This window comes from Glaesserella parasuis, assembly GCF_017352235.1.
Taxonomy (GTDB): Bacteria; Pseudomonadota; Gammaproteobacteria; order Enterobacterales; family Pasteurellaceae; genus Glaesserella; species Glaesserella parasuis.
The window spans coordinates 1,769,989-1,788,352 of record NZ_CP071487.1 but is presented as its reverse complement, the minus strand read 5'-3'; the positions used below and the strand labels follow the sequence as shown (position 1 = coordinate 1,788,352).

General features: G+C 38.9%; 17 protein-coding genes, 1 tRNA gene and 1 pseudogene. 15 read left to right on the top strand and 4 right to left on the bottom strand.

Annotated features, from left to right (window positions below):
- Positions 1 to 39 precede the first annotated feature (39 nt).
- The 8 genes and pseudogenes from glpE to J1G47_RS09110 all read left to right on the top strand — a co-directional run bounded on the left by glpE (position 40) and on the right by J1G47_RS09110 (position 6,939).
- Entirely contained in the window at positions 40 to 366 is a 327-nt protein-coding gene (gene glpE / locus J1G47_RS09145; RefSeq protein ID WP_005713913.1) for a thiosulfate sulfurtransferase GlpE, read from the top strand.
- A 61-nt stretch (positions 367 to 427) separates the two neighbouring features.
- Positions 428 to 1,483: a protease SohB gene (sohB, locus tag J1G47_RS09140; protein ID WP_176443412.1), complete on the top strand. Its 1,056-nt coding sequence runs from the start codon at positions 428 to 430 to the stop codon at positions 1,481 to 1,483.
- Positions 1,484 to 1,701: 218 nt separating this feature from the next.
- A pseudogene (gene dusB / locus J1G47_RS09135) lies at positions 1,702 to 2,679 on the top strand (tRNA dihydrouridine synthase DusB).
- Positions 2,680 to 2,695: 16 nt separating this feature from the next.
- Positions 2,696 to 2,992, top strand: a complete 297-nt coding sequence (gene fis / locus J1G47_RS09130; protein ID WP_005713908.1) for a DNA-binding transcriptional regulator Fis — start codon at positions 2,696 to 2,698, stop codon at positions 2,990 to 2,992.
- Positions 2,993 to 3,303: 311 nt separating this feature from the next.
- A complete protein-coding gene (ubiE, locus tag J1G47_RS09125; RefSeq protein ID WP_015939751.1) occupies positions 3,304 to 4,077 on the top strand; it encodes a bifunctional demethylmenaquinone methyltransferase/2-methoxy-6-polyprenyl-1,4-benzoquinol methylase UbiE in 774 nt (257 codons plus the stop codon).
- A gap of 2 nt (positions 4,078 to 4,079) precedes the next feature.
- On the top strand, positions 4,080 to 4,706 hold the full coding sequence (locus J1G47_RS09120) for a ubiquinone biosynthesis accessory factor UbiJ (RefSeq protein ID WP_015939752.1): 627 nt from the start codon (positions 4,080 to 4,082) through the stop codon (positions 4,704 to 4,706).
- A 61-nt stretch (positions 4,707 to 4,767) separates the two neighbouring features.
- Positions 4,768 to 6,417 carry a ubiquinone biosynthesis regulatory protein kinase UbiB gene (ubiB, locus tag J1G47_RS09115; protein ID WP_207326588.1) on the top strand — a complete coding sequence of 550 codons (1,650 nt, stop codon included), beginning with the start codon at positions 4,768 to 4,770 and terminating at the stop codon, positions 6,415 to 6,417.
- Between the two features lie 57 nt (positions 6,418 to 6,474).
- Positions 6,475 to 6,939 carry a YchJ family protein gene (locus J1G47_RS09110; RefSeq protein WP_071610551.1) on the top strand — a complete coding sequence of 155 codons (465 nt, stop codon included), beginning with the start codon at positions 6,475 to 6,477 and terminating at the stop codon, positions 6,937 to 6,939.
- 45 nt (positions 6,940 to 6,984) lie between these two features.
- On the opposite strand, the gene tilS is transcribed toward J1G47_RS09110, so the two are convergent.
- The 4 genes from tilS to J1G47_RS09090 form a co-directional block, all read right to left on the bottom strand.
- The gene (gene tilS, locus J1G47_RS09105; protein ID WP_026916971.1) at positions 6,985 to 8,253 is read right to left on the bottom strand and encodes a tRNA lysidine(34) synthetase TilS; all 1,269 of its coding nucleotides are present in this window, start codon (positions 8,251 to 8,253) and stop codon (positions 6,985 to 6,987) included.
- Between the two features lie 8 nt (positions 8,254 to 8,261).
- The gene (gene dtd, locus J1G47_RS09100; protein WP_075592428.1) at positions 8,262 to 8,696 is read right to left on the bottom strand and encodes a D-aminoacyl-tRNA deacylase; all 435 of its coding nucleotides are present in this window, start codon (positions 8,694 to 8,696) and stop codon (positions 8,262 to 8,264) included.
- Entirely contained in the window at positions 8,693 to 9,541 is an 849-nt protein-coding gene (locus J1G47_RS09095; protein WP_005713895.1) for a virulence factor BrkB family protein, read from the bottom strand. The genes dtd and J1G47_RS09095 overlap by 4 nt, the downstream gene beginning before the upstream one ends.
- A 219-nt stretch (positions 9,542 to 9,760) precedes the next feature.
- Positions 9,761 to 12,004: an IdeS/Mac family cysteine endopeptidase gene (locus J1G47_RS09090; protein ID WP_234924158.1), complete on the bottom strand. Its 2,244-nt coding sequence runs from the start codon at positions 12,002 to 12,004 to the stop codon at positions 9,761 to 9,763.
- A gap of 6 nt (positions 12,005 to 12,010) precedes the next feature.
- On the opposite strand from J1G47_RS09090, the gene J1G47_RS09085 reads away from it, so the two are divergent.
- The 7 genes from J1G47_RS09085 to J1G47_RS09055 all read left to right on the top strand — a co-directional run bounded on the left by J1G47_RS09085 (position 12,011) and on the right by J1G47_RS09055 (position 18,021).
- A tRNA-Leu gene (locus tag J1G47_RS09085) sits at positions 12,011 to 12,096 on the top strand.
- A 57-nt stretch (positions 12,097 to 12,153) separates the two neighbouring features.
- On the top strand, positions 12,154 to 12,972 hold the full coding sequence (locus J1G47_RS09080; protein WP_021112517.1) for a ParA family protein: 819 nt from the start codon (positions 12,154 to 12,156) through the stop codon (positions 12,970 to 12,972).
- Between the two features lie 12 nt (positions 12,973 to 12,984).
- A complete protein-coding gene (gene dnaB, locus J1G47_RS09075; protein ID WP_021112585.1) occupies positions 12,985 to 14,376 on the top strand; it encodes a replicative DNA helicase in 1,392 nt (463 codons plus the stop codon).
- Positions 14,369 to 16,117 (top strand): ParB family protein, encoded by a 1,749-nt coding sequence (locus J1G47_RS09070; RefSeq protein ID WP_021112550.1) that lies wholly within the window; start codon positions 14,369 to 14,371, stop codon positions 16,115 to 16,117. The genes dnaB and J1G47_RS09070 overlap by 8 nt, the downstream gene beginning before the upstream one ends.
- A gap of 1 nt (position 16,118) precedes the next feature.
- On the top strand, positions 16,119 to 16,679 hold the full coding sequence (locus J1G47_RS09065) for a DUF2857 domain-containing protein (RefSeq protein ID WP_021112531.1): 561 nt from the start codon (positions 16,119 to 16,121) through the stop codon (positions 16,677 to 16,679).
- Positions 16,680 to 16,748: 69 nt separating this feature from the next.
- A complete protein-coding gene (locus tag J1G47_RS09060) occupies positions 16,749 to 17,393 on the top strand; it encodes an STY4528 family pathogenicity island replication protein (RefSeq protein WP_207326587.1) in 645 nt (214 codons plus the stop codon).
- 124 nt (positions 17,394 to 17,517) lie between these two features.
- Positions 17,518 to 18,021, top strand: a complete 504-nt coding sequence (locus J1G47_RS09055; RefSeq protein WP_207326586.1) for a hypothetical protein — start codon at positions 17,518 to 17,520, stop codon at positions 18,019 to 18,021.
- Positions 18,022 to 18,364 lie beyond the last annotated feature (343 nt).

The window sequence follows — 18,364 nt, the reverse complement described above, 5'->3', positions numbered from 1 at the left end:
TTAATGCTATATTTCCTCGATTTCAATAGAGGAAATAATATGGAAGAAACATTTACAGAAATTACCCCACAACAAGCGTGGGAAATGATGCAAAATGAAGACGCTGTTTTAGTGGATATTCGTGATATGGTAAGGTTTAGTCATAGCCGTCCTCAAGGTGCATTTCACTTAACAAACCATAGCTACGGCAAGTTTTTAGATGAATATGATTATGATGAACCTGTGATTGTGAGTTGTTATCACGGGGTGAGTAGTCGTAATACAGCTCAATACCTTGTCGAGCAAGGTTTTGAGCGTGTATATAGTGTCAAAGGTGGTTTTGAGGGCTGGGTTAGATCTGAATTACCGATTGAATTAGGCTACTAGGCTAACAAGCACTTGGATTAGATGGGAAGAATTAAACATATTTCATAAGAGAGAACAAATTATGTGGAAAGAAATCTTACTTAATTACGGTATCTTTTTGCTGGAATTATTGACGGTCTTTGGCATTGTCGCCGTTGTGATAATGCTGATTTTAGAAAGTCGTAAACAGCCAGAATCAGGCTCAATTACGCTGACTAATTTAACTGAGAAATACCAAGAACAAGAAAAAGCACTTGCAAGTGCCTTTTTAAGTGAAGCTGAGTTAAAACATAAAGAAAAACAAGAGAAAAAAGCAGAAAAAGAGAAAGCGAAAGCAGAAAAGAAACGCTTAAAAGAGGGCGGAGAAAACCCTGAGGCAGAGAAATCCCGTTTGTTTGTCTTGAACTTTCAAGGGGATATTCAAGCGAGTGGTGTATCTGCTTTACGCAAAGAAATTGATGCTGTACTTGCTTTGGCAAAACCAGAAAAAGATCAGGTGTTGTTAAAGCTAGAAAGTCCGGGTGGCGTGGTTCACGGTTATGGTTTAGCGGCTTCCCAATTACAACGTTTGAAAGACAAATCCATTCCTTTGACTGTGGCGGTAGATAAAGTGGCCGCAAGCGGTGGGTATATGATGGCGTGTGTCGCTAACAAGATTGTATCTGCCCCTTTTGCTGTAATTGGCTCTGTTGGCGTGGTAGCTCAAGTACCTAATATTCACCGTCTATTGAAAAAACACGATATTGATGTTGATGTGATGACAGCAGGGGAATATAAGCGAACAGTAACACTTGTTGGCGAGAATACCGAAAAAGGCAAACAGAAATTCCAGCAAGAATTGGAGGAAACTCACCGCTTGTTTAAACAATTTGTTGCTCAACATCGTCCTCAGTTAGACATAGAAAAAATTGCGACAGGTGAGCATTGGTTTGGGCAACAAGCAGTTGAATTTAACCTTGTTGATGAACTCTCTACTAGTGATGATCTCATTTTAGATGCGGTAAAATCGCAAGACGTGATTGAAGTGAAATATCAACAAAAGAAAAAATTATCGCAACGTGTGGGAGAGCAAATTGAGTCGAGCGTTGAGAATGTTGTGATGAAATGGGTGAATAAATCTCGTTCACCACTTTTATAGATAACAATTGTTTGATTAATTTTAAATTTTCATTAAATTGTCGAATAAATAGACTTCCCAAATGGCGAAAAAATGCGTATTATACGCATCCCTGAGTTAGTAGGCGATAATGATGCTGAACACTGAATAAAGGTTGTGAAGTACGGTTTTACACCGTACTTTTTATTTGGATATCGTTTAGGTTAAATTTGTACTAAAAATAATCAATGGATAAGTCGATGCGAATTGGTCAATATGAAATAAAAAACCGTATTTTCCTCGCGCCGATGGCAGGGATTACAGATCAACCTTTTAGAAGACTGTGTAGCCAATTAGGTGCAGGTTTAACTTTCTCAGAAATGATGTCCACAAACCCTGATGTATAGCATACCGAAAAATCGAAATTGCGTTTATCGCATCATCACGAAATCGGTATTAATGCTGTACAGATTGCGGGATCTGATCCCACTGAAATGGCAGAAGCAGCAAAAATCAATGTCGCTTACGGAGCTGAAATTATTGACATCAATATGGGATGCCCAGCGAAAAAGGTGAACAAAAAAATGGCAGGCTCTGCCCTTTTACGCGAACCTGATTTAGTTGCCCGTATTTTAGATGCGGTCGTTAATGCTGTTGATGTGCCTGTAACGCTAAAAATTAGAACAGGTTGGGATCCTGAGAACCGAAATTGCCTAGAAATTGCCAATATAGCTGAACAAGCGGGTATCTCAGCTTTAACTATTCACGGACGCACTAGAAGCTGTCTATTTGAAGGTGAAGCAGAATACGACAGCATAAAGGCAGTTAAACAAGCGGTTTCGATTCCTATTATTGCCAATGGTGATATTACCTCTGCGGAAAAAGCAAAACAGGTTCTTGACTATACACAAGCTGATGCTGTGATGATCGGTCGAGGCAGTTTAGGTCGCCCTTGGTTATTTTCGGAAATCGGCAAGTTTTTCGAGAAAGGAGATCTCGTTTCGACATTACCACTTAATGATAAGTGCCAATTAATGTTACAGCATATTGAAAACCTACATCAGTTTTATGGTGAAGAAAAAGGTTATCGAATTGTGCGTAAACACGTTGGCTGGTATGTCGAACAGCTTAAACCAAATGCAAATTTTAGACGTACTTTTAATGCCCTTGATTCGACGAAAGAACAGTTAAAGGCGTTGGAAGATTTTGTAAAATCGATTCGTGAAGAATCTCAATAAGTTGGATAAAAGGACAATGTTAGAACAACAACCGACACAAAACCCATTAACAGTATCAATGTTAAATGCACAAGCTCAACAAGTAGATAGACCACTTCGTGAAAATGTAAAACAAGCGGTTCGTAACTACTTAAGAAATTTAGATGGTCAAGATCCAACTGAATTATATGAGTTAGTTTTATCTGAAATTGAACACCCAATGTTAGATATGGTTATGCAACATACTCGCGGTAACCAAACTCGTGCAGCGACAATGCTTGGTATTAACCGTGGTACATTGCGTAAAAAATTAAAAAAATACGGTATGGGTTAATTTTTTTGTAAACTAAATCATATCATTGAATCTGCACTTTAATCGTTAGGTTTAGTCTCTAACATCATAAAGTGCAGATTTTTTATTTATAGAGTGTGAGATTAAGTCGATATCCTTCTTTGCGCTATTTTTGCTTGATTTCATTAATAAAGTGAAATATATAGAATAATGTCATTACTACTAAGGCAGAAAAGGATTAACATTAATATACTGCGAAATGGTAAGTTCGTAATTTTTTAGCAAAAAATTAAGGAAATCTCACCGCTTTTTTGCTATGGTACGCCTTAATTTTTTCTCATGAGAACGAAACAATGAACGACGCTCAACAATCTCAACAACCACAATCAGAAACCACCCATTTTGGCTTTAAAACCGTTGCTAAAGAAGAAAAACAGCAGTTAGTCGCCAATGTATTCCATAGTGTTGCAGGAAAATATGATTTAATGAACGATCTGCTCTCTTTTGGTATTCACCGTGTGTGGAAGCGTTTTACCATTGATTGCAGTGGGGTGCGAAAAGGGAAGAAAGTGTTGGATTTAGCAGGGGGAACAGGGGATTTTACCGCTAAATTTTCTCGTATTGTTGGCGAAACTGGCGAAGTTGTACTTGCCGATATTAACAGCTCAATGTTGGAAGTCGGGCGTGAAAAATTGTGGAATTTGGGCGTTGTCGGCAATGTGAATTATGTGCAAGCGAATGCAGAGTGCCTGCCGTTTGCGGATAACGCCTTTGATTGCATTGTGATTAGCTTCGGTTTGCGTAATGTCACTGATAAAGATAAGGCGTTACGTTCTATGTTCCGTGTGTTGAAACCAGGTGGACGTTTGCTGGTATTGGAATTTTCTAAGCCGATTATCGATCCGATTAGCCAAGTTTATAACTTCTATTCCTTTAATATTCTGCCGAAAGTGGGCGAAGTGGTCGTTAATGATGCCGACAGCTATCGCTACCTTGCCGAGTCTATTCGTATGCACCCGAAACAAGACGAGTTAAAGGGAATGATGGAAAATGCAGGGTTTGAAAATGTCGGTTATTACAATTTAAGTGCTGGGATTGTGGCATTACATCGTGGGTACAAATTTTAAAAATGAAAACGTTATTACAACAGTTGATGTTACCGCAATTTGCGTTAGGGGCATTGGAAACAGCGTTTAATCATTTGATTGAACGTTCACCCCAAACATCGCCGATGTTACGCAAACTTGCAGGGAAAATTCTTAAAATTCAGTTAAATCAACCGAATATTATACTTTTTGTGATTTTCAGTGAAAACCGTGCAGATTGGCTGGCGAATTATGAGGGTGAAGTTGATTGTGCGGTGAGCCTTGATGCGACAGCTCTCCCAAAACTGGCGGATAAAAGTAAACTGAGTGAGTTGATTAATAATAAAACACTGATTTTGACAGGCGATATTCAAGTATTACAGCATTTTTCACAGTTACTTGACGAGTTGGAAAAAGATCCTGCGGAATTGCTCTCACGTTTTATCGGTGATGTACCAGCTCAGGCTTCAACGGATTTCGCCAAGGGTATTTTTACCAAGGTGAAAAATCAGTTTGTGCAAGACAGTCAGCACCTTGTTGATAACCTGACTATCGAACGCTCTGTACTTGTTCATCGTTTACAAGTGGTTGATTTTTGCGATCAGGTAAAAGAGTTGGAACAGCAAGCGGAGAGATTAGAGCAGAAGTTTGCAAAACTAGCATTAAATTAGAATTTATTTTCCCTTCCCCCGTTTACGGGGGAAGGGAATAAGTTGGAAAAAAAGGAAATAAATGAACATCAAAAACCTGCGTCGTCTTTATCACATTATTCACACCTTTCTTCGCTATGGTATTGATGAGGTGATTCCAGATATTCCGCTAACACGGGGGATCCGTTGTGGGCGGAAGTCGTTATTTTGGGTAAAAAATCAATATCCGAATGAGCCTTTCGGCGTGCGTTTACGCCTTGCATTGCAAGAACTTGGGCCTGTATGGATTAAACTGGGACAGATGCTTTCGACTCGTCGAGATCTGTTTGAACCTGAACTGGCAGATCAGCTTGCGTTGCTACAAGATTCTGTTGAAGCTTTTGACGGAAAACTGGCTCGCCGTTTAATTGAAGAGGCTCTAGGCGATAAGTTGGAAAAGTGGTTTGATGATTTCGATGAAACTGCTTTGGCTTCTGCGTCTATTGCTCAAGTGCATATTGCAAAATTTAATCAAAACCAACCGCTTGCAGGTAAAGAGGTGGTATTAAAAGTCCTTCGCCCGGAAATTGAGCGTGTGATTAAGGACGATTTAGCCTTGATGTACCGTTTGGCGAGTTGGATTCCACGTTTAAATAAAGAGGGCAGACGCTTACGCCCGGTGGAAGTGGTGCGAGAGTATGAAAAAACGCTGTTAGACGAACTCGATCTTCGCAAAGAAATGGCGAATGCTATCCGCTTGCGTAACAATTTTGAAAACAGTGAAATGCTCTATGTGCCTGAAATGTATCAAGCGTTTTGCCATAAAAATGTGATTGTGATGGAACGGATCTATGGTATTCCTGTGACAAATATTGATGATCTAAAAGCTAACGGCACTGATATGAAACTGCTTGCCGAACGTGGTGTGCAGGTGTTTTTTACTCAGGTTTTCCGTGATAGCTTTTTCCACGCCGATATGCACCCGGGTAACATTTTTGTGAACCCAAATCACCCCGAAAATCCACAATATATTGGGATTGATTGCGGTATTGTCGGCACCTTAAATCAGAACGATAAACGCTACCTTGCCGAAAGTTTTGTTGCCTTTTTCAATCGTGATTATCGCCGAGTTGCGTTAATGCACGTTGAGTCAGGCTGGACACCAGCAGATACCGATATTAATGCTTTTGAAGAAGCCTTTCGAGAAGTCTGCGAACCGATTTTTGCTAAACCCCTTTCGGAAATTTCGTTTGGACACGTTTTGTTGAATTTGTTTACCGTTGCTCGTAAATTCAATATGGAAGTACAGCCACAGTTGGTGTTATTGCAAAAAACATTGCTTTATATTGAAGGATTAGGCAGACAGGTTTATCCCCAGTTAGATTTATGGCAAACCGCTAAGCCGTTTTTGCAAGATTGGTTGAATGAACAAGTGGGCTTTAAGGCTATGTGGCGAGATCTAAAACAGCGAGCTCCGCAATTTAGAGAGCATTTTGCCGAGTTTCCTGAAGCGATGTTCCAAGCCTTGCAACAACAAAAACAGATTAATTTCCGTTTAAATGAAATCAATCAAAGCCTGAAAGCACAACGTAATAACACGGGCTTTTCCCGTTTGATGATTTTAGGCATAGCGATTGCGGGTACGTTTTGGAAGTTTGAAATGTTGCCGTTGTGGGTGAGTGTGCCGTTGTTAGCTATTGAATTCCGTATATTAATATGGTGTATGAGTTTTAGTAATAACAGTTACTCATAATGTTTTCCTATAAATAAAGATATTAAGTTAGATAGAGAGCTTTTTAAAGATTTTGTTATGTTTTATGTTTGTCCTTGCCAATCAAAACTAGCATATGATGAATGCTGTAAACCATTTCATTTTGCTCAAAAACTGCCTATTACAGCCGAAGAATTGATGCGTTCTCGTTATTCTGCTTACACCAAAGTTAATATTGACTATATAGTTAGAACGACACTCCCTGCTCAGCAATCATTGCTTGACCTAAAAGCAATAAGAGATTGGAGTCAAAAGACTCAGTGGATAGGTCTTGATATTATTTCTAACCAAGAAAATGTGACTAAAATTCATAGTATTGTTGAATTTAGGGTTTACTTTAATACAGAAGATGGTGTGCAAATTCATCATGAATGTTCTCTTTTTGTAAATGTAGATGATCGTTGGTATTTTTTTGATCCAACAGTTCCTATGCCTGCTATGAAAAAATTGTGTATTTGTCGATCTGGGAAAAGATTCAAGGATTGTTGTGGCCGTTGGATATGATTCTTCGAGCAATCCTATTTTTGTAACTATTTTGTGGAGAATGCACTAGATTTTTAAAATTGCTATTAATACTTGTTTATAAAAGATAATTGGCACACGTCCCCGTAACCACACGGGGATACGATTTTCCTGCCAAATCTTTTTCATCTCTTCTCGATGGTTTTTGCCGTAATACTGCACTTTGCTTGGAGAGCGGTTGGTCAGGCGAAGTGGGGTTTGTTGTAACGTTTCTGGCAATAACAAGCGGTGAGATTTGCCTGATATTTTGTAAATAATCTCTGTGCCGTTGCGTTGAACAATGCCAATAGAGGTGGGCAGTTGAATTTCTTCACTTTGTGGTGGCAGTTCCAACTCAAAATCATCTGTCTCTGCTTGAATAGGGGTAATGAAGATCTGCTGTTGATAACGGCGAATAAGATGTTGTTCAAGTTTGACCTGCGGATTTTTATCGGCTTTTGCCAAAATGAGATGTTGGATAATCTGTTCTAGTTGAGCCACGCTTGGCATTGCAAGATGAGCCTGTGCCAGCCACAAACGGACAAGCTGTTGTTGCTTTAACAAAGAAAAATGCTCAAAGCCTGTGATGTCTAAACCGCCATTTTGTAGCCGACTAGCCAGTTCGGGGTGTAGCAATTCTTCAATCAGTTGTTGTTGCTCGGCACAATGCTGGCTTGAGCGTGCCACCATTTGATTAAACTGTTGCCAACGTTGATTGAGCAAAGGTAACGCCGTTTGACGTAGGAAATTGCGGTCAAAATCAGTGTTGAAGTTGCTTTCATCTTCAATCCATTCCAGTTGATGTTGTTCAGCATAAGCGAGAATGTCGGTTTTATTGAAGCTGAGAAGCGGTCGGAAAATCGCAATATTTTGCAAAAAACTGACCGCTTGCATTGCCCCTAGTCCTTGAATACCACTTCCTCTTTTTAATGCAAGGAAAAAGGTTTCAACTTGATCGTCAAGATGATGTGCGGTTGCCAATATTTCATTCCGTTGAATATGCTGTTGAATGGCTTGATAGCGTGCTGTTCGAGCATTGGCTTCCAGCCCTTGCTTGCCTTGTACTTGAACCTTGCAGACAGTGAAAGGAATTGCCCACTGTTCACAAAGCTGTTCACAGAATGTTGCCCAGCTATCTGCATTTGGGTTTAAGCCGTGATGGATATGAATTGCCCTGAGTTTAAGGTTAAGGGCTTGTCGAGCCTGTGCGAACAGATGCAGTAAGACTACCGAGTCCACCCCACCGCTTAAACCGATGAAGAAAGCGGTCTGATTAGGGCAATGCTTTGCAAGTTGTTGCTGGAACTGTTGGTACATTGCCGTGCCTATACTTGTAGCCAAAAGGTGACAGGCCCATCATTCTGTAAGCTGACCTGCATATCGGCGGCGAACCGTCCTGTTTGGGTATGGATTTTGAGTGCCGCTTGCTGATGAAAATAGTCGTAAAGTGCTTGAGCAAGTGCTGGGGTTGCCCCACGAGAGAAGCTAGGGCGTAGGCCTTTTTGGGTATCGGCGGCAAGGGTAAATTGGGAAACGACTAATAAACTTCCCCCTGCTTGCTGAACGTTTAGGTTCATTTTGCCTTGTTCATCGGCAAAGATGCGATAGTTCAAGACTTTTTCCAGTAAGCGATCTGCCTTAGCCTGATCGTCACCTTGCTCAACACCTAATAATACTAATAGTCCCGTTGAAATTTCGCCGACAGTCTGGTTATCTACTTCCACTTTCGCCCATTTTACTCGTTGAATTAATCCGATCATTCTCTGTCCTCCGTTAATGGATTTGCTAATTCGCCAGCCTTGATCATTTCCATATCTTTTAATACAGAAGCAAACTGCCCTCCTAATAATACCACTCGCCAGCTTAGGTGGATCCAAACAATCATAATCGGAATCGTGGCTAACGCACCATAAATTGCCTGATATGATGGGAAAGTGGTGATATACCAGATGAAAATTTGTTTACCCAGCGTAAAGAAAACTCCAGCAAATAAAGCCCCCACCGCAGCGTGTCTAAACTTCACTTGGGTGTTAGGTACAATAAGATAAACCAAGGCAAACAGCAACCAAGTTAAGACAAAAGGAATAAATTTAAGCAGGTGGTGGCTAAAAGAAAACAGCCCGTCTTGGCTAAACATTTCCAACGAGAAAATATAAGAGCTGATGGCAATGCTCGCTCCAGCAAAAATCGGGGCAAAAATCAGCACAGCTAAATAGACAACGAAAGAGAGTATCACTGAACGTTTTTTCGTATTATGCCAAATTTCGTTAAGGGCATTATCAATGCTCGAAATCAACATCACCGCCACCACGACTAAGCCGATGATACTGATGATCCCCATTTTCTTTGAGTTATCGACAAACATCTCAAGATATTGCTGAACCATATCCCCTGCACTTGGGGCAAAGTTATCGTACACCAGCTCTTTTAACTGTGCGGTCGCTTGTTCAAAAATCGGTAATAGCGTAAACACCGAAAACACCACCATAATCAATGGTACGAGAGAGAGCAAGGTGGTATAAGTCAAATACCCTGAATAGACCGCAATTTTGTTTTGCTGAAAGCGGTGGATAAAGAGTTTAAAAAAGAAGATAAGATTTTTCATATTATTTCCCCTTAAGGTGGGGAAGTTTAGCATAGCTTAATGGCTTGTGGCATATTCTGTTGGGGTTTTGTTTGCTTGTATTAAGTTCTCTCTTAATCTGTGGTCAATTCGAAATGCCTCTTTAGTAAAAACAAAAGATCAAACCCAAGCTCACATACGCCAATTATTTGGGGCGTAGCTAGATTAAGTTTGATCTTCTTAAATTACCCTATATTGATGTTAGAACGAGTATCTTATATTAGAATTAACAGATAAATCCGTATTATATTTTCCAAACACAGAGCCTTCTAAACTCAAGCCTATACTTAACTTATTATTAGCTCTGATATTAAGCCCCAAGTCCATCAACATTCTGGCATCTTTTTTGCTATTGCTAGCACTTATACCATCTACCAAAATTTCATTGCGTTTTGCAATATCCCATTGATAGCCAATGCCAGCCCAAGCGGTCGCTTTGCTCTGTCCAATTTCAAAAGTTTTACCTGCATTCACACCCAAACGACCAACCAGCCCATTTGAGGCTTTTATGGTTAATTTATGTCCGTTATCGGCTAAATTAGCTTGGCTATTTTTGACATAAATCACTTCCGCTTGTGGTTCAACATAGCCTGAACCTAAGTTAAATCTATAGCCAACTTCACCACCCAAATAGAATGAATGGGTGTGATATTGTTGAGATTTAAAATCTAACTTCATTTCTTTAAATGCGTAGTCAAATTTATGGTTATTTTTGACATATTTAGCGATGGTATCAAGATAAAAGCCGTTATCAAATAACGCTGTTGCATAAACGCCTGCACCGATAGATTTTACATCGCCGTTTGTTGAGCCGATTTTTCCTTCAATGTCTGTTGAAGTATGCGTCACTGTTACCCCAGTAAATAACTCTGCATTTGAAAGGTGGCTTTGTTTATCAAAACCTGTCTGAATATGGGTAAATTTATGCTTATAGCTATCGCTACTGCCTTTACCGCCTAATACTCTAGCCCATACGCCTGCATTGGCGTCAATGCCACGCAACTCTCCCATTCTCTTATTGAGATTGTTCATTTCAACGTGGTTAAGATCAGTATGCAATGAAGTAACTTCATTAGCTTCTTTGATCGCAGCTTGATTTGGGGATTTCGTGATATGGATATTTCCATTCTGGTCTTGTGTTAAATCATAGTTCACTAAGCCCGTATTGTTCACCAAAATCTGTTTGCTATTTGGATCAATTAAAGCAATATTAATACCTTCTCTTTGAATAAGATAACGAGTTACATCACCGACACGGGAGGTTACAAAACTTAGCTCTTGATAATTAGCAATAGCTGCTTTTAACGATTTCACCGCTCGATGTTCTGCGGTTTCTGGTTCTGTTGGTTTAACCTCGCTTACAGTCGCTGTTTCAGTTGAAGCTACGCTTGGAGTAGGCTCAGGTGCTGGCTCTGCAACTTCAGGAGTTGGCACAGCGGTCGGTTGCTCGCTTGTTTCTGCAACAGCTTCTTCTGTTGGAGGGACTTCACTTACAGTCTCTGTTTCCGATGTCTCTGTATTTGATGATTGAGCATCTACATCTGTTTCTTCTGGAGCTGGTTCTGTCGTGACTGTACTCGCTTCGTTAATATTCTCAGCTACTGTCTCTGTATTGGTTGAACTATTATTTTCAGTTGCAGTAGTCGTTGTTGTACTGTTACTAATGTCACAATAACTAGCATCAGCTCCTGGAGCTAAACTTAATTTACAATCCTCTCGGTTAGTGGTGTCTTTATAAGTACCATTATTTCGCGTTTCATCAATACTCACATAAGTAATGCTGTAAATATCGTACACATCGGTGACATATTTATTTCCATTTGGAACATAGTAACTATAAAGAAAACGAAAAATTTCATTACCTTTATTATCAAGTACATAATCCCCTGTCACCTCAACCATTTTAAGGTTTCCTGCCTGATCTGCTACAGAGTCACTGATATAACCTTTTTTAATTTTGCCAGTTTTTTCATCTACCTCAATGCCCCATAAAGTCACAGTATGTGTCCATGATGTTAGTGCGGCAACAACGTTTCCAGTTTTGAAGTTTTCAACCAATGATTTTGTAACTAAAGCTGCATTAGAGTCGTAACGCTCAGTCCAAAATGGACCACCACTGATTTTTGTTGGCCCACGCTGTGCCTCATAAGAAGTTTTCGTATTATGAATTTCATATAACTTAACAGTGGGAGCAAAATCCTCAAAGAAATATTCCATTCCACGAAATGGGTATAATCCTCCCTGTATGTTTGGATATTTCTTATTTAACCATTTTGAAATCTCCTTATTATCGTTTGGTGTATTGGGATTAAATAAAACAGGAGTTTTTAATTCTCTTTTCCACCAACCAAGCATATTTCCTGCAACAGCTCCCCAGCATTGGTTAGGATATTGAAAATCTTCTGCGTATATGAACGGTAAATCTGGCAAAATCAAAAATACCACCTCAATGCCTGAGTGGTGAAATCGGTAGACACAACGGATTCAAAATCCGTCGCCCCTAAAGCGTGTCGGTTCGAGTCCGACCTCAGGCACCATCGTCTTAGACTGCACAAAAGACAAATTTCTTTACTAATTAAAATGGAGAGATTTGTATGCCACAGTCTATCAAACCGTTTATTGTTACTGTAATGTCCACTAAAGGTGGAGTAACAAAATCAACTAATGTCGCAAATATAGGTGCTTTTTGTGCTGATCATGGTATTAAAACCTTAATGATCGACACTGATGTTCAACCTACCCTATCGTCTTATTATCATATTGAAGATTCTGCACCTTTTGGATTGTATGAATTTTTCACTCGCCCTGATCTTCCATTAAATGAGATTATCTCTCGGACCGAATTTTCTAACTTGGATTTAATCCAATCTAATGACCCACTAGATAAGCTCTCTACCGAGCTTACAAGTACACCAGGAGGTATCCTAAAATTTAATCAGCTTGTTAAAAAAATTGATGGCTATGATTTAATCATCATTGACACTAGAGGTACACGAGGCATAACTGTTGATATGACAGTCCTTGCTAGCGATCTTATCCTTTCTCCACTAAGACCAGAGTTGGTATCTGCTCGTGAATTTATGCGTGGTACCTTAGGTATATATAAAAATCTACACATTTTTACAGACTACGGTATACATCTTCCACCACTCAAAGCAGTAATTAACTGCGTTGATCATACTAATGATTCAAGAGAGGTTATCGCTAATCTCAAAGATTTATTTGCAAATACAGAGAACTCAAATATTGAATTACTTGATTTTGTAATCCCTTCTCGGGTCGCATATCGAGAAGCAGCTACTAGAGCTCTACCTGTACACAAACATAGTTCTAAAGAAGCTGAAAATATCAGGATTTTGTGTTCATTACTTTTCCCACAATGGGTGGATAAATTCACTACAAAATGTAAGTAATAGGGGGAAAGTATGACTAAATCATCTACTACATATCAGCCAACACTAGTTTACTCAATGAATGCTGAACAGGGGGTATTAGGCGGCTTACTCATCAATAATGAATTATGGGATGACGTTTCTCTCTTGTTGAATGAACATAATTTTTACATTGGGGCACATAAAATCATTTTTAGGGTTATGTCTCAACTTTTTGAGGCTAATTTACCTGTAGATGTAATTACTTTGGAACGGAGACTGAAAGAACTAAATTTATTAGATCAATTAGATTTTTCTTATCTCATTGAGCTTAGTAAAAATACTCCTAGCTCTGCTAATACCGCAGTTTATGCTTCTATTGTTAGACGTGACAGTCAAGCTCGTGAGCTATTTGTTCTCGGTAATGAGCTCAAAACAGAGTCTATCAAGGTCAATTCACAAGAATCGCTAGAGACTTTATTAGAAAAGACAGAAAAAAAACTGACGGATCTTACCCTAAATGTTCATGAAGAAACCACTGTTGACCTAGCAGGTGTCCTTAAACAAGTTTTACAAAAAATGGATGCTAGTTGTAAAACTAATTCTGTGGTTACAGGAACATCGTTTGGTATTGAACGATTGGATTCAAATACCGCTGGAGCACAAAATAGTGACCTAATTATTCTTGCGGCTAGACCATCAATGGGGAAAACAGCCTTATCTATTGTATTTGCTGATGGTGCTCTAGAGTCTCAGAAAGATAAATCTGTGCAGTATTACAGTCTAGAAATGCCAGCAGATCAAATTCTGCAGCGTTTTATTTCTATGAAATCTCGGGTGGAATCGCAAAAGTTGCGCCAAGCAATGCTCATGAACGACGAAGATTGGGCTAGATTTTCAACGACTTTTGAATATATCAATAATAATTGGGTAAATAGGTTGCTTATTGATGACAGTAGCTATTTAACTCCACAAATACTGAAAACAAAGGTTCGCCGAAATGTACGGAAATATGGTCAGCCTTCGATGATTATTATTGATTATCTTCAGCTAATGTCTGATCCGACCGCAAAAGATGGGAGAAATAGAAATCTTGAAATTGGGAATATTTCTAAGTCACTGAAAGAGTTAGCGAAAGAAATCAATTGCCCTGTGGTAGCTCTTTCTCAACTCAATAGAAATTTGGAACAACGAGCAGATAAACGCCCAATGCCTTCAGATTTAAGAGATTCAGGCTCCTTAGAACAAGATGCAGATCTCTTATTATTTGTATATCGAGATGATGTCTATTACCCAGATTCGGAGTTAAAAGGAATTGCTGAAATCATCATTGGCAAACAACGTAACGGTCCGATCGGTACGGTAATGACGAAGTTTTATGGTCAATACTCTCTCTTTGAGAATATACCTGATGAAGAATATAAATTTGGAGCAGATTATGAGTAGTGGAAAAAATCCATTTGCTAATGGAAAATCAAAAGAAGAAAGACGACTAAGTATGTTGCAGCAATTAACTCAGCCTGCAATCCACAATACATCACCAGACTATAATACACCTACAGCTCATACTGTTTCAGGTGAACATAAAAAACGTTTAATTGTAGTTACGTTGGATAAATTACGCCCCTATGAAGGCAATCCTCGTAAAACCAAAAATCCAGCCTATGAAGAAATTAAGGCATCTATTAAATCAAGAGGACTCGATCACGCACCTAATGTTACACAGCGTCCAGGCGATAGTTTTTATACTATTGCTGACGGCGGTAATACTCGCTTACAAGCTTTGAAAGAGTTGTTTACAGAAACCCAAGATCCTCGTTTTTGGTCTATTGAATGTGTCTTTAAGCCTTGGGAGGGTGAAGCTAATGACATCAATTCTAAGCTCAATATGCTTATTGGGCATTTAGCGGAAAATGATATTCGTGGGGAGCTTTCATTTATTGAAAAAGCCTTGGGAATTAGAGAGGTTAAGGCATTATATGAAGAAAAATATAAAGAATATTTTTCTCATCGTAAATTATCAGAAAAGCTTGGTGAAAATGGATATCCGATCTCAAACCAAATTATTGCCAGAATGGAGCAATGTTTAACTTATTTATACCCCCATATTCCTAATATACTGTTATCTGGATTTGGTAAAGCACAAATAGAGAAACTATTAACTATCCATAGAAACGCCCAAAACTCTTGGGACAAGTATAAAGAAGAATTTCCTGTAAATAGTGATTTTTCTAAATTATGGATGAATACACTCTCTCCTTTTGATGAGTCACCTGAAAATTTTGCCATCTCTGAATTTGAGGATGTACTGATTGGCAACATTTCTGAAGCCTTTGCATATCAAGTTACTTATGAAGCTCTTAAATTAGAAATCAATTTGGAAGAGCGAAAATTACAACGTTTGCTAGAAAAGCAGCCCGAAATCATTCAACGTGCAACGGATAGCGAGCATCGTATACATGAAATTCAAGATAAGGAGAATCATAAAGAAACAGCTGAAACCCCAGTTACATCACAAAAAGAAGCTAAAGATGCTACTCCCTATTCTATGTCGGTATCTACAATATCGAATGAGCCAGAATCTGTGGATGAAGTCGATCACCAATTCAATATTCCAAACGGAGATTCTAGTAACTTAGCATCTATATCAATGCCAAGTATTGATACCGATAATGAACTCTCTGAAGCTATCGCACAACACTTTGCTGGATATGGATTAACCCCAGGTGTCAATCCAGAAACTCAGAGAGCTGAAGAAGCGATAGAAAATGGATTGGAATTCGCAAATCAAGGTAAGCAACCCGTCACTAATATTTGGAAAATTTATCCAAATCGCTCACATAAGATGGATGCCTTTTCTCTCGCTCTAGATATTGCAGAAGAATATGGTATTGCTCATCTTATTCAGCACGTGGTCTATGAACTCGTAGACTACAGTTTTACTGTATTACCATTAGATATTACTGAGCCAAATAAAACAACGGTCTTTATACACTCTCTACTGTCTATATTGATGACCGATAACATAGATAAAAGAGATGTAGAGCGACTATTAACACTATCTGCTACAGCATTGGTTGGTACATTACGAGATGCACCAGAAATCTCTGACCTAGTGCTCGTTCGTATTTTCCGCCTTATCCGTATTGTCCGTTATATAAAAGAACAAGTCCGTATGGGAGTATAAGATGCTTAATACAACACTCAATCAAGCCATTATTTGTGAGATTTTATCTCATATTAGAAGAGGTGAAATCCATTATTGCCACCAATTAGGTTTTGATGAATCTGAATTATCAGCAATTGATAATTTAACAACACAGGAGATTCAAGATTTAAGTGAAAGCCATATTTCTTTTGCATCTATTCAAGTAAATCATGGCACATTTTGGAATCTCGTTGAAGCAGTTCGAGAGAATACTCGCCAACGTAATATTATTGATAGAGCGTTGGAATTGGGTGCATCATCCGAGATGCTGAATCATCGTTTTGGTTGGAGTTCTGCTGAAGTTTCGGCAAGAAGAAAATTACTTGGTATCAAAGAAGCAATGGGCAGAAAACGTAATGCAACAGAAGAGGAAGAGCATCTTGTTTGGCAACTGTGGAATTCTCATAAGGACTCTTTAACTCAAAATGTTGAACAATCCGAAGAAGGTTTAGACTTACTGATGTTTATTGCTGAAGAATCCAAAGTAAGTTTGACTGAAGTCTCCCGTTTAGTTTCTTTATGGGAAAAAGGGAATCTCTAGATAAGAAAACCGAGATAGGGGGCTATCTCGGTTTGATACTTTTCATTATCCATACGCATGGAGCTGCACATGAACAAGCAAATTATAAATATTCAAACTGAAGTTGCAAGAAAAAAATTGATTGAAAAAGTAGAACAAAAAAATGAGCTTGAAAAAAATCTCTTTCAAGGTTTGTTATATGTTGGTAATCGCCATGAAACGGTACCACTTAGATTATTAACAGATCAATACTTAACACCTAGAGCAAAAACAGCTTGGCAACTTATTAAATTGAATGCATATCAGTTTCAAGGCTCAGTATTTCCTTCGTATGAAGAATTAAGCTTATGGTTATCAGATAGAGCTTTTCAAGGAAAGACTGTTTCAAGAAAGGTGGTGAGCCAAACATTGTTGATCCTTAGATTAACTCGTTGGCTTACATTGTGTGAGACTGTTCGAAATGCTCATGGACAAGTATTAGGTAATGTGTACATCATGAATGATGAGCCACTAAGTCTCACAGATGCTATTCAACTCAACAGTGACTATCTGCGTATTGTTGAAAAAGCAGCTTTACATAAAGATCCATTAGTTAGAGATATTGCCTCAGCAATAATTACTCGAATTTTGGAACATAAAGACCAATTATGGCACTTTATATCTCATATTGGTGTAATAAAAGAACGTTATAAGCATCATAAGGATAGTGTTGTCATCGAAAAAAACAGCTACTGAATTACCTGAAAATATAGCTATTGCCGTCCAAGAAACTCAGGAAAAACTACTGAGTTCCGATATGGAACTCAGCAAATATAATAGGGAACTTGGTGAAACATCAGTAAACCCACAGAGTTCCAATATGGAACTCTGTCACCAACATGAAGCTAACCCATTGATTTTAGGCTTAGTTCCATATCGGAACTATGTGGAAGTCCATAGTACTAGTACTAAAAGTACTAATATAAAGTACAGTACTAGTACTGGAGACGATTCTCATTTGAATGACTTAGATGGATTCCAACTTAGTGCATTGGAGAAAAATTCGATTTTGTCGGCATTACAGCCGTTTGACGACGATACTCGCAAGGCAATCTTGTTTGAAGCTAAAGAACGCATATCGAAAGGTGATATCAAAAAACCAGCGGCATATCTTTTCAAAATTGTTCAGCGAGCGATTGTGGGAGAATTCAAACCATATTTGATTAACAAAGCTCAACAAGCGGAAAACAAACAACATTATGACAAATACCCTTCTAGGGCTACGAAATATCTACCAAATACTGTTCACTCTCCATCAGAGGCTGAACGAAATCAATCACTTGAGATAATTCGTCATCTATCTCAGTCGATGAAATCTAGCTAACGATACAGCTGTGGGTAACAACTGGTACAAAAAACATACAAAGTGTTACCACTGGCGACAGTTGGTACAAAAAATATATAAAGTGCCACCCTAGGTGGCAGTTGGTACAAAAAATACACAAAGTGCCACCCTAGGTGGCAGTTGGTACAAAAAATACACAAAGTGCCACCCTAGGTGGCAGTTGGTACAAAAAATACACAAAGTGCCGCCCCAGGTGGCAGTTGGTACAAAAAACATACAAAGTGTTACCGCTGGCGACAGTTGGTGCAAAAAATATACAAAGTGTCGCCCTAGGCGACAGTTGGTACAAAAAATACACAAAGTGCCACCCTAGGTGGCAGTT

Excerpts from the sequence above, each read along its gene's own strand:
- J1G47_RS09065 (WP_021112531.1), top strand. The coding sequence starts at position 16,119 with ATGCTTAATACAACACTCAATCAAGCCATTATTTGTGAGATTTTATCT.
- J1G47_RS09120 (WP_015939752.1), top strand. The coding sequence starts at position 4,080 with ATGAAAACGTTATTACAACAGTTGATGTTACCGCAATTTGCGTTAGGG.
- fis (WP_005713908.1), top strand. The coding sequence starts at position 2,696 with ATGTTAGAACAACAACCGACACAAAACCCATTAACAGTATCAATGTTA.
- dtd (WP_075592428.1), bottom strand. The coding sequence starts at position 8,696 with ATGATCGGATTAATTCAACGAGTAAAATGGGCGAAAGTGGAAGTAGAT.
- sohB (WP_176443412.1), top strand. The coding sequence starts at position 428 with ATGTGGAAAGAAATCTTACTTAATTACGGTATCTTTTTGCTGGAATTA.
- J1G47_RS09095 (WP_005713895.1), bottom strand. The coding sequence starts at position 9,541 with ATGAAAAATCTTATCTTCTTTTTTAAACTCTTTATCCACCGCTTTCAG.
- J1G47_RS09055 (WP_207326586.1), top strand. The coding sequence starts at position 17,518 with ATGGAACTCTGTCACCAACATGAAGCTAACCCATTGATTTTAGGCTTA.
- J1G47_RS09060 (WP_207326587.1), top strand. The coding sequence starts at position 16,749 with ATGAACAAGCAAATTATAAATATTCAAACTGAAGTTGCAAGAAAAAAA.
- ubiE (WP_015939751.1), top strand. The coding sequence starts at position 3,304 with ATGAACGACGCTCAACAATCTCAACAACCACAATCAGAAACCACCCAT.
- J1G47_RS09080 (WP_021112517.1), top strand. The coding sequence starts at position 12,154 with ATGCCACAGTCTATCAAACCGTTTATTGTTACTGTAATGTCCACTAAA.
- tilS (WP_026916971.1), bottom strand. The coding sequence starts at position 8,253 with ATGTACCAACAGTTCCAGCAACAACTTGCAAAGCATTGCCCTAATCAG.
- glpE (WP_005713913.1), top strand. The coding sequence starts at position 40 with ATGGAAGAAACATTTACAGAAATTACCCCACAACAAGCGTGGGAAATG.
- J1G47_RS09110 (WP_071610551.1), top strand. The coding sequence starts at position 6,475 with ATGTTTTATGTTTGTCCTTGCCAATCAAAACTAGCATATGATGAATGC.
- ubiB (WP_207326588.1), top strand. The coding sequence starts at position 4,768 with ATGAACATCAAAAACCTGCGTCGTCTTTATCACATTATTCACACCTTT.
- dnaB (WP_021112585.1), top strand. The coding sequence starts at position 12,985 with ATGACTAAATCATCTACTACATATCAGCCAACACTAGTTTACTCAATG.
- J1G47_RS09070 (WP_021112550.1), top strand. The coding sequence starts at position 14,369 with ATGAGTAGTGGAAAAAATCCATTTGCTAATGGAAAATCAAAAGAAGAA.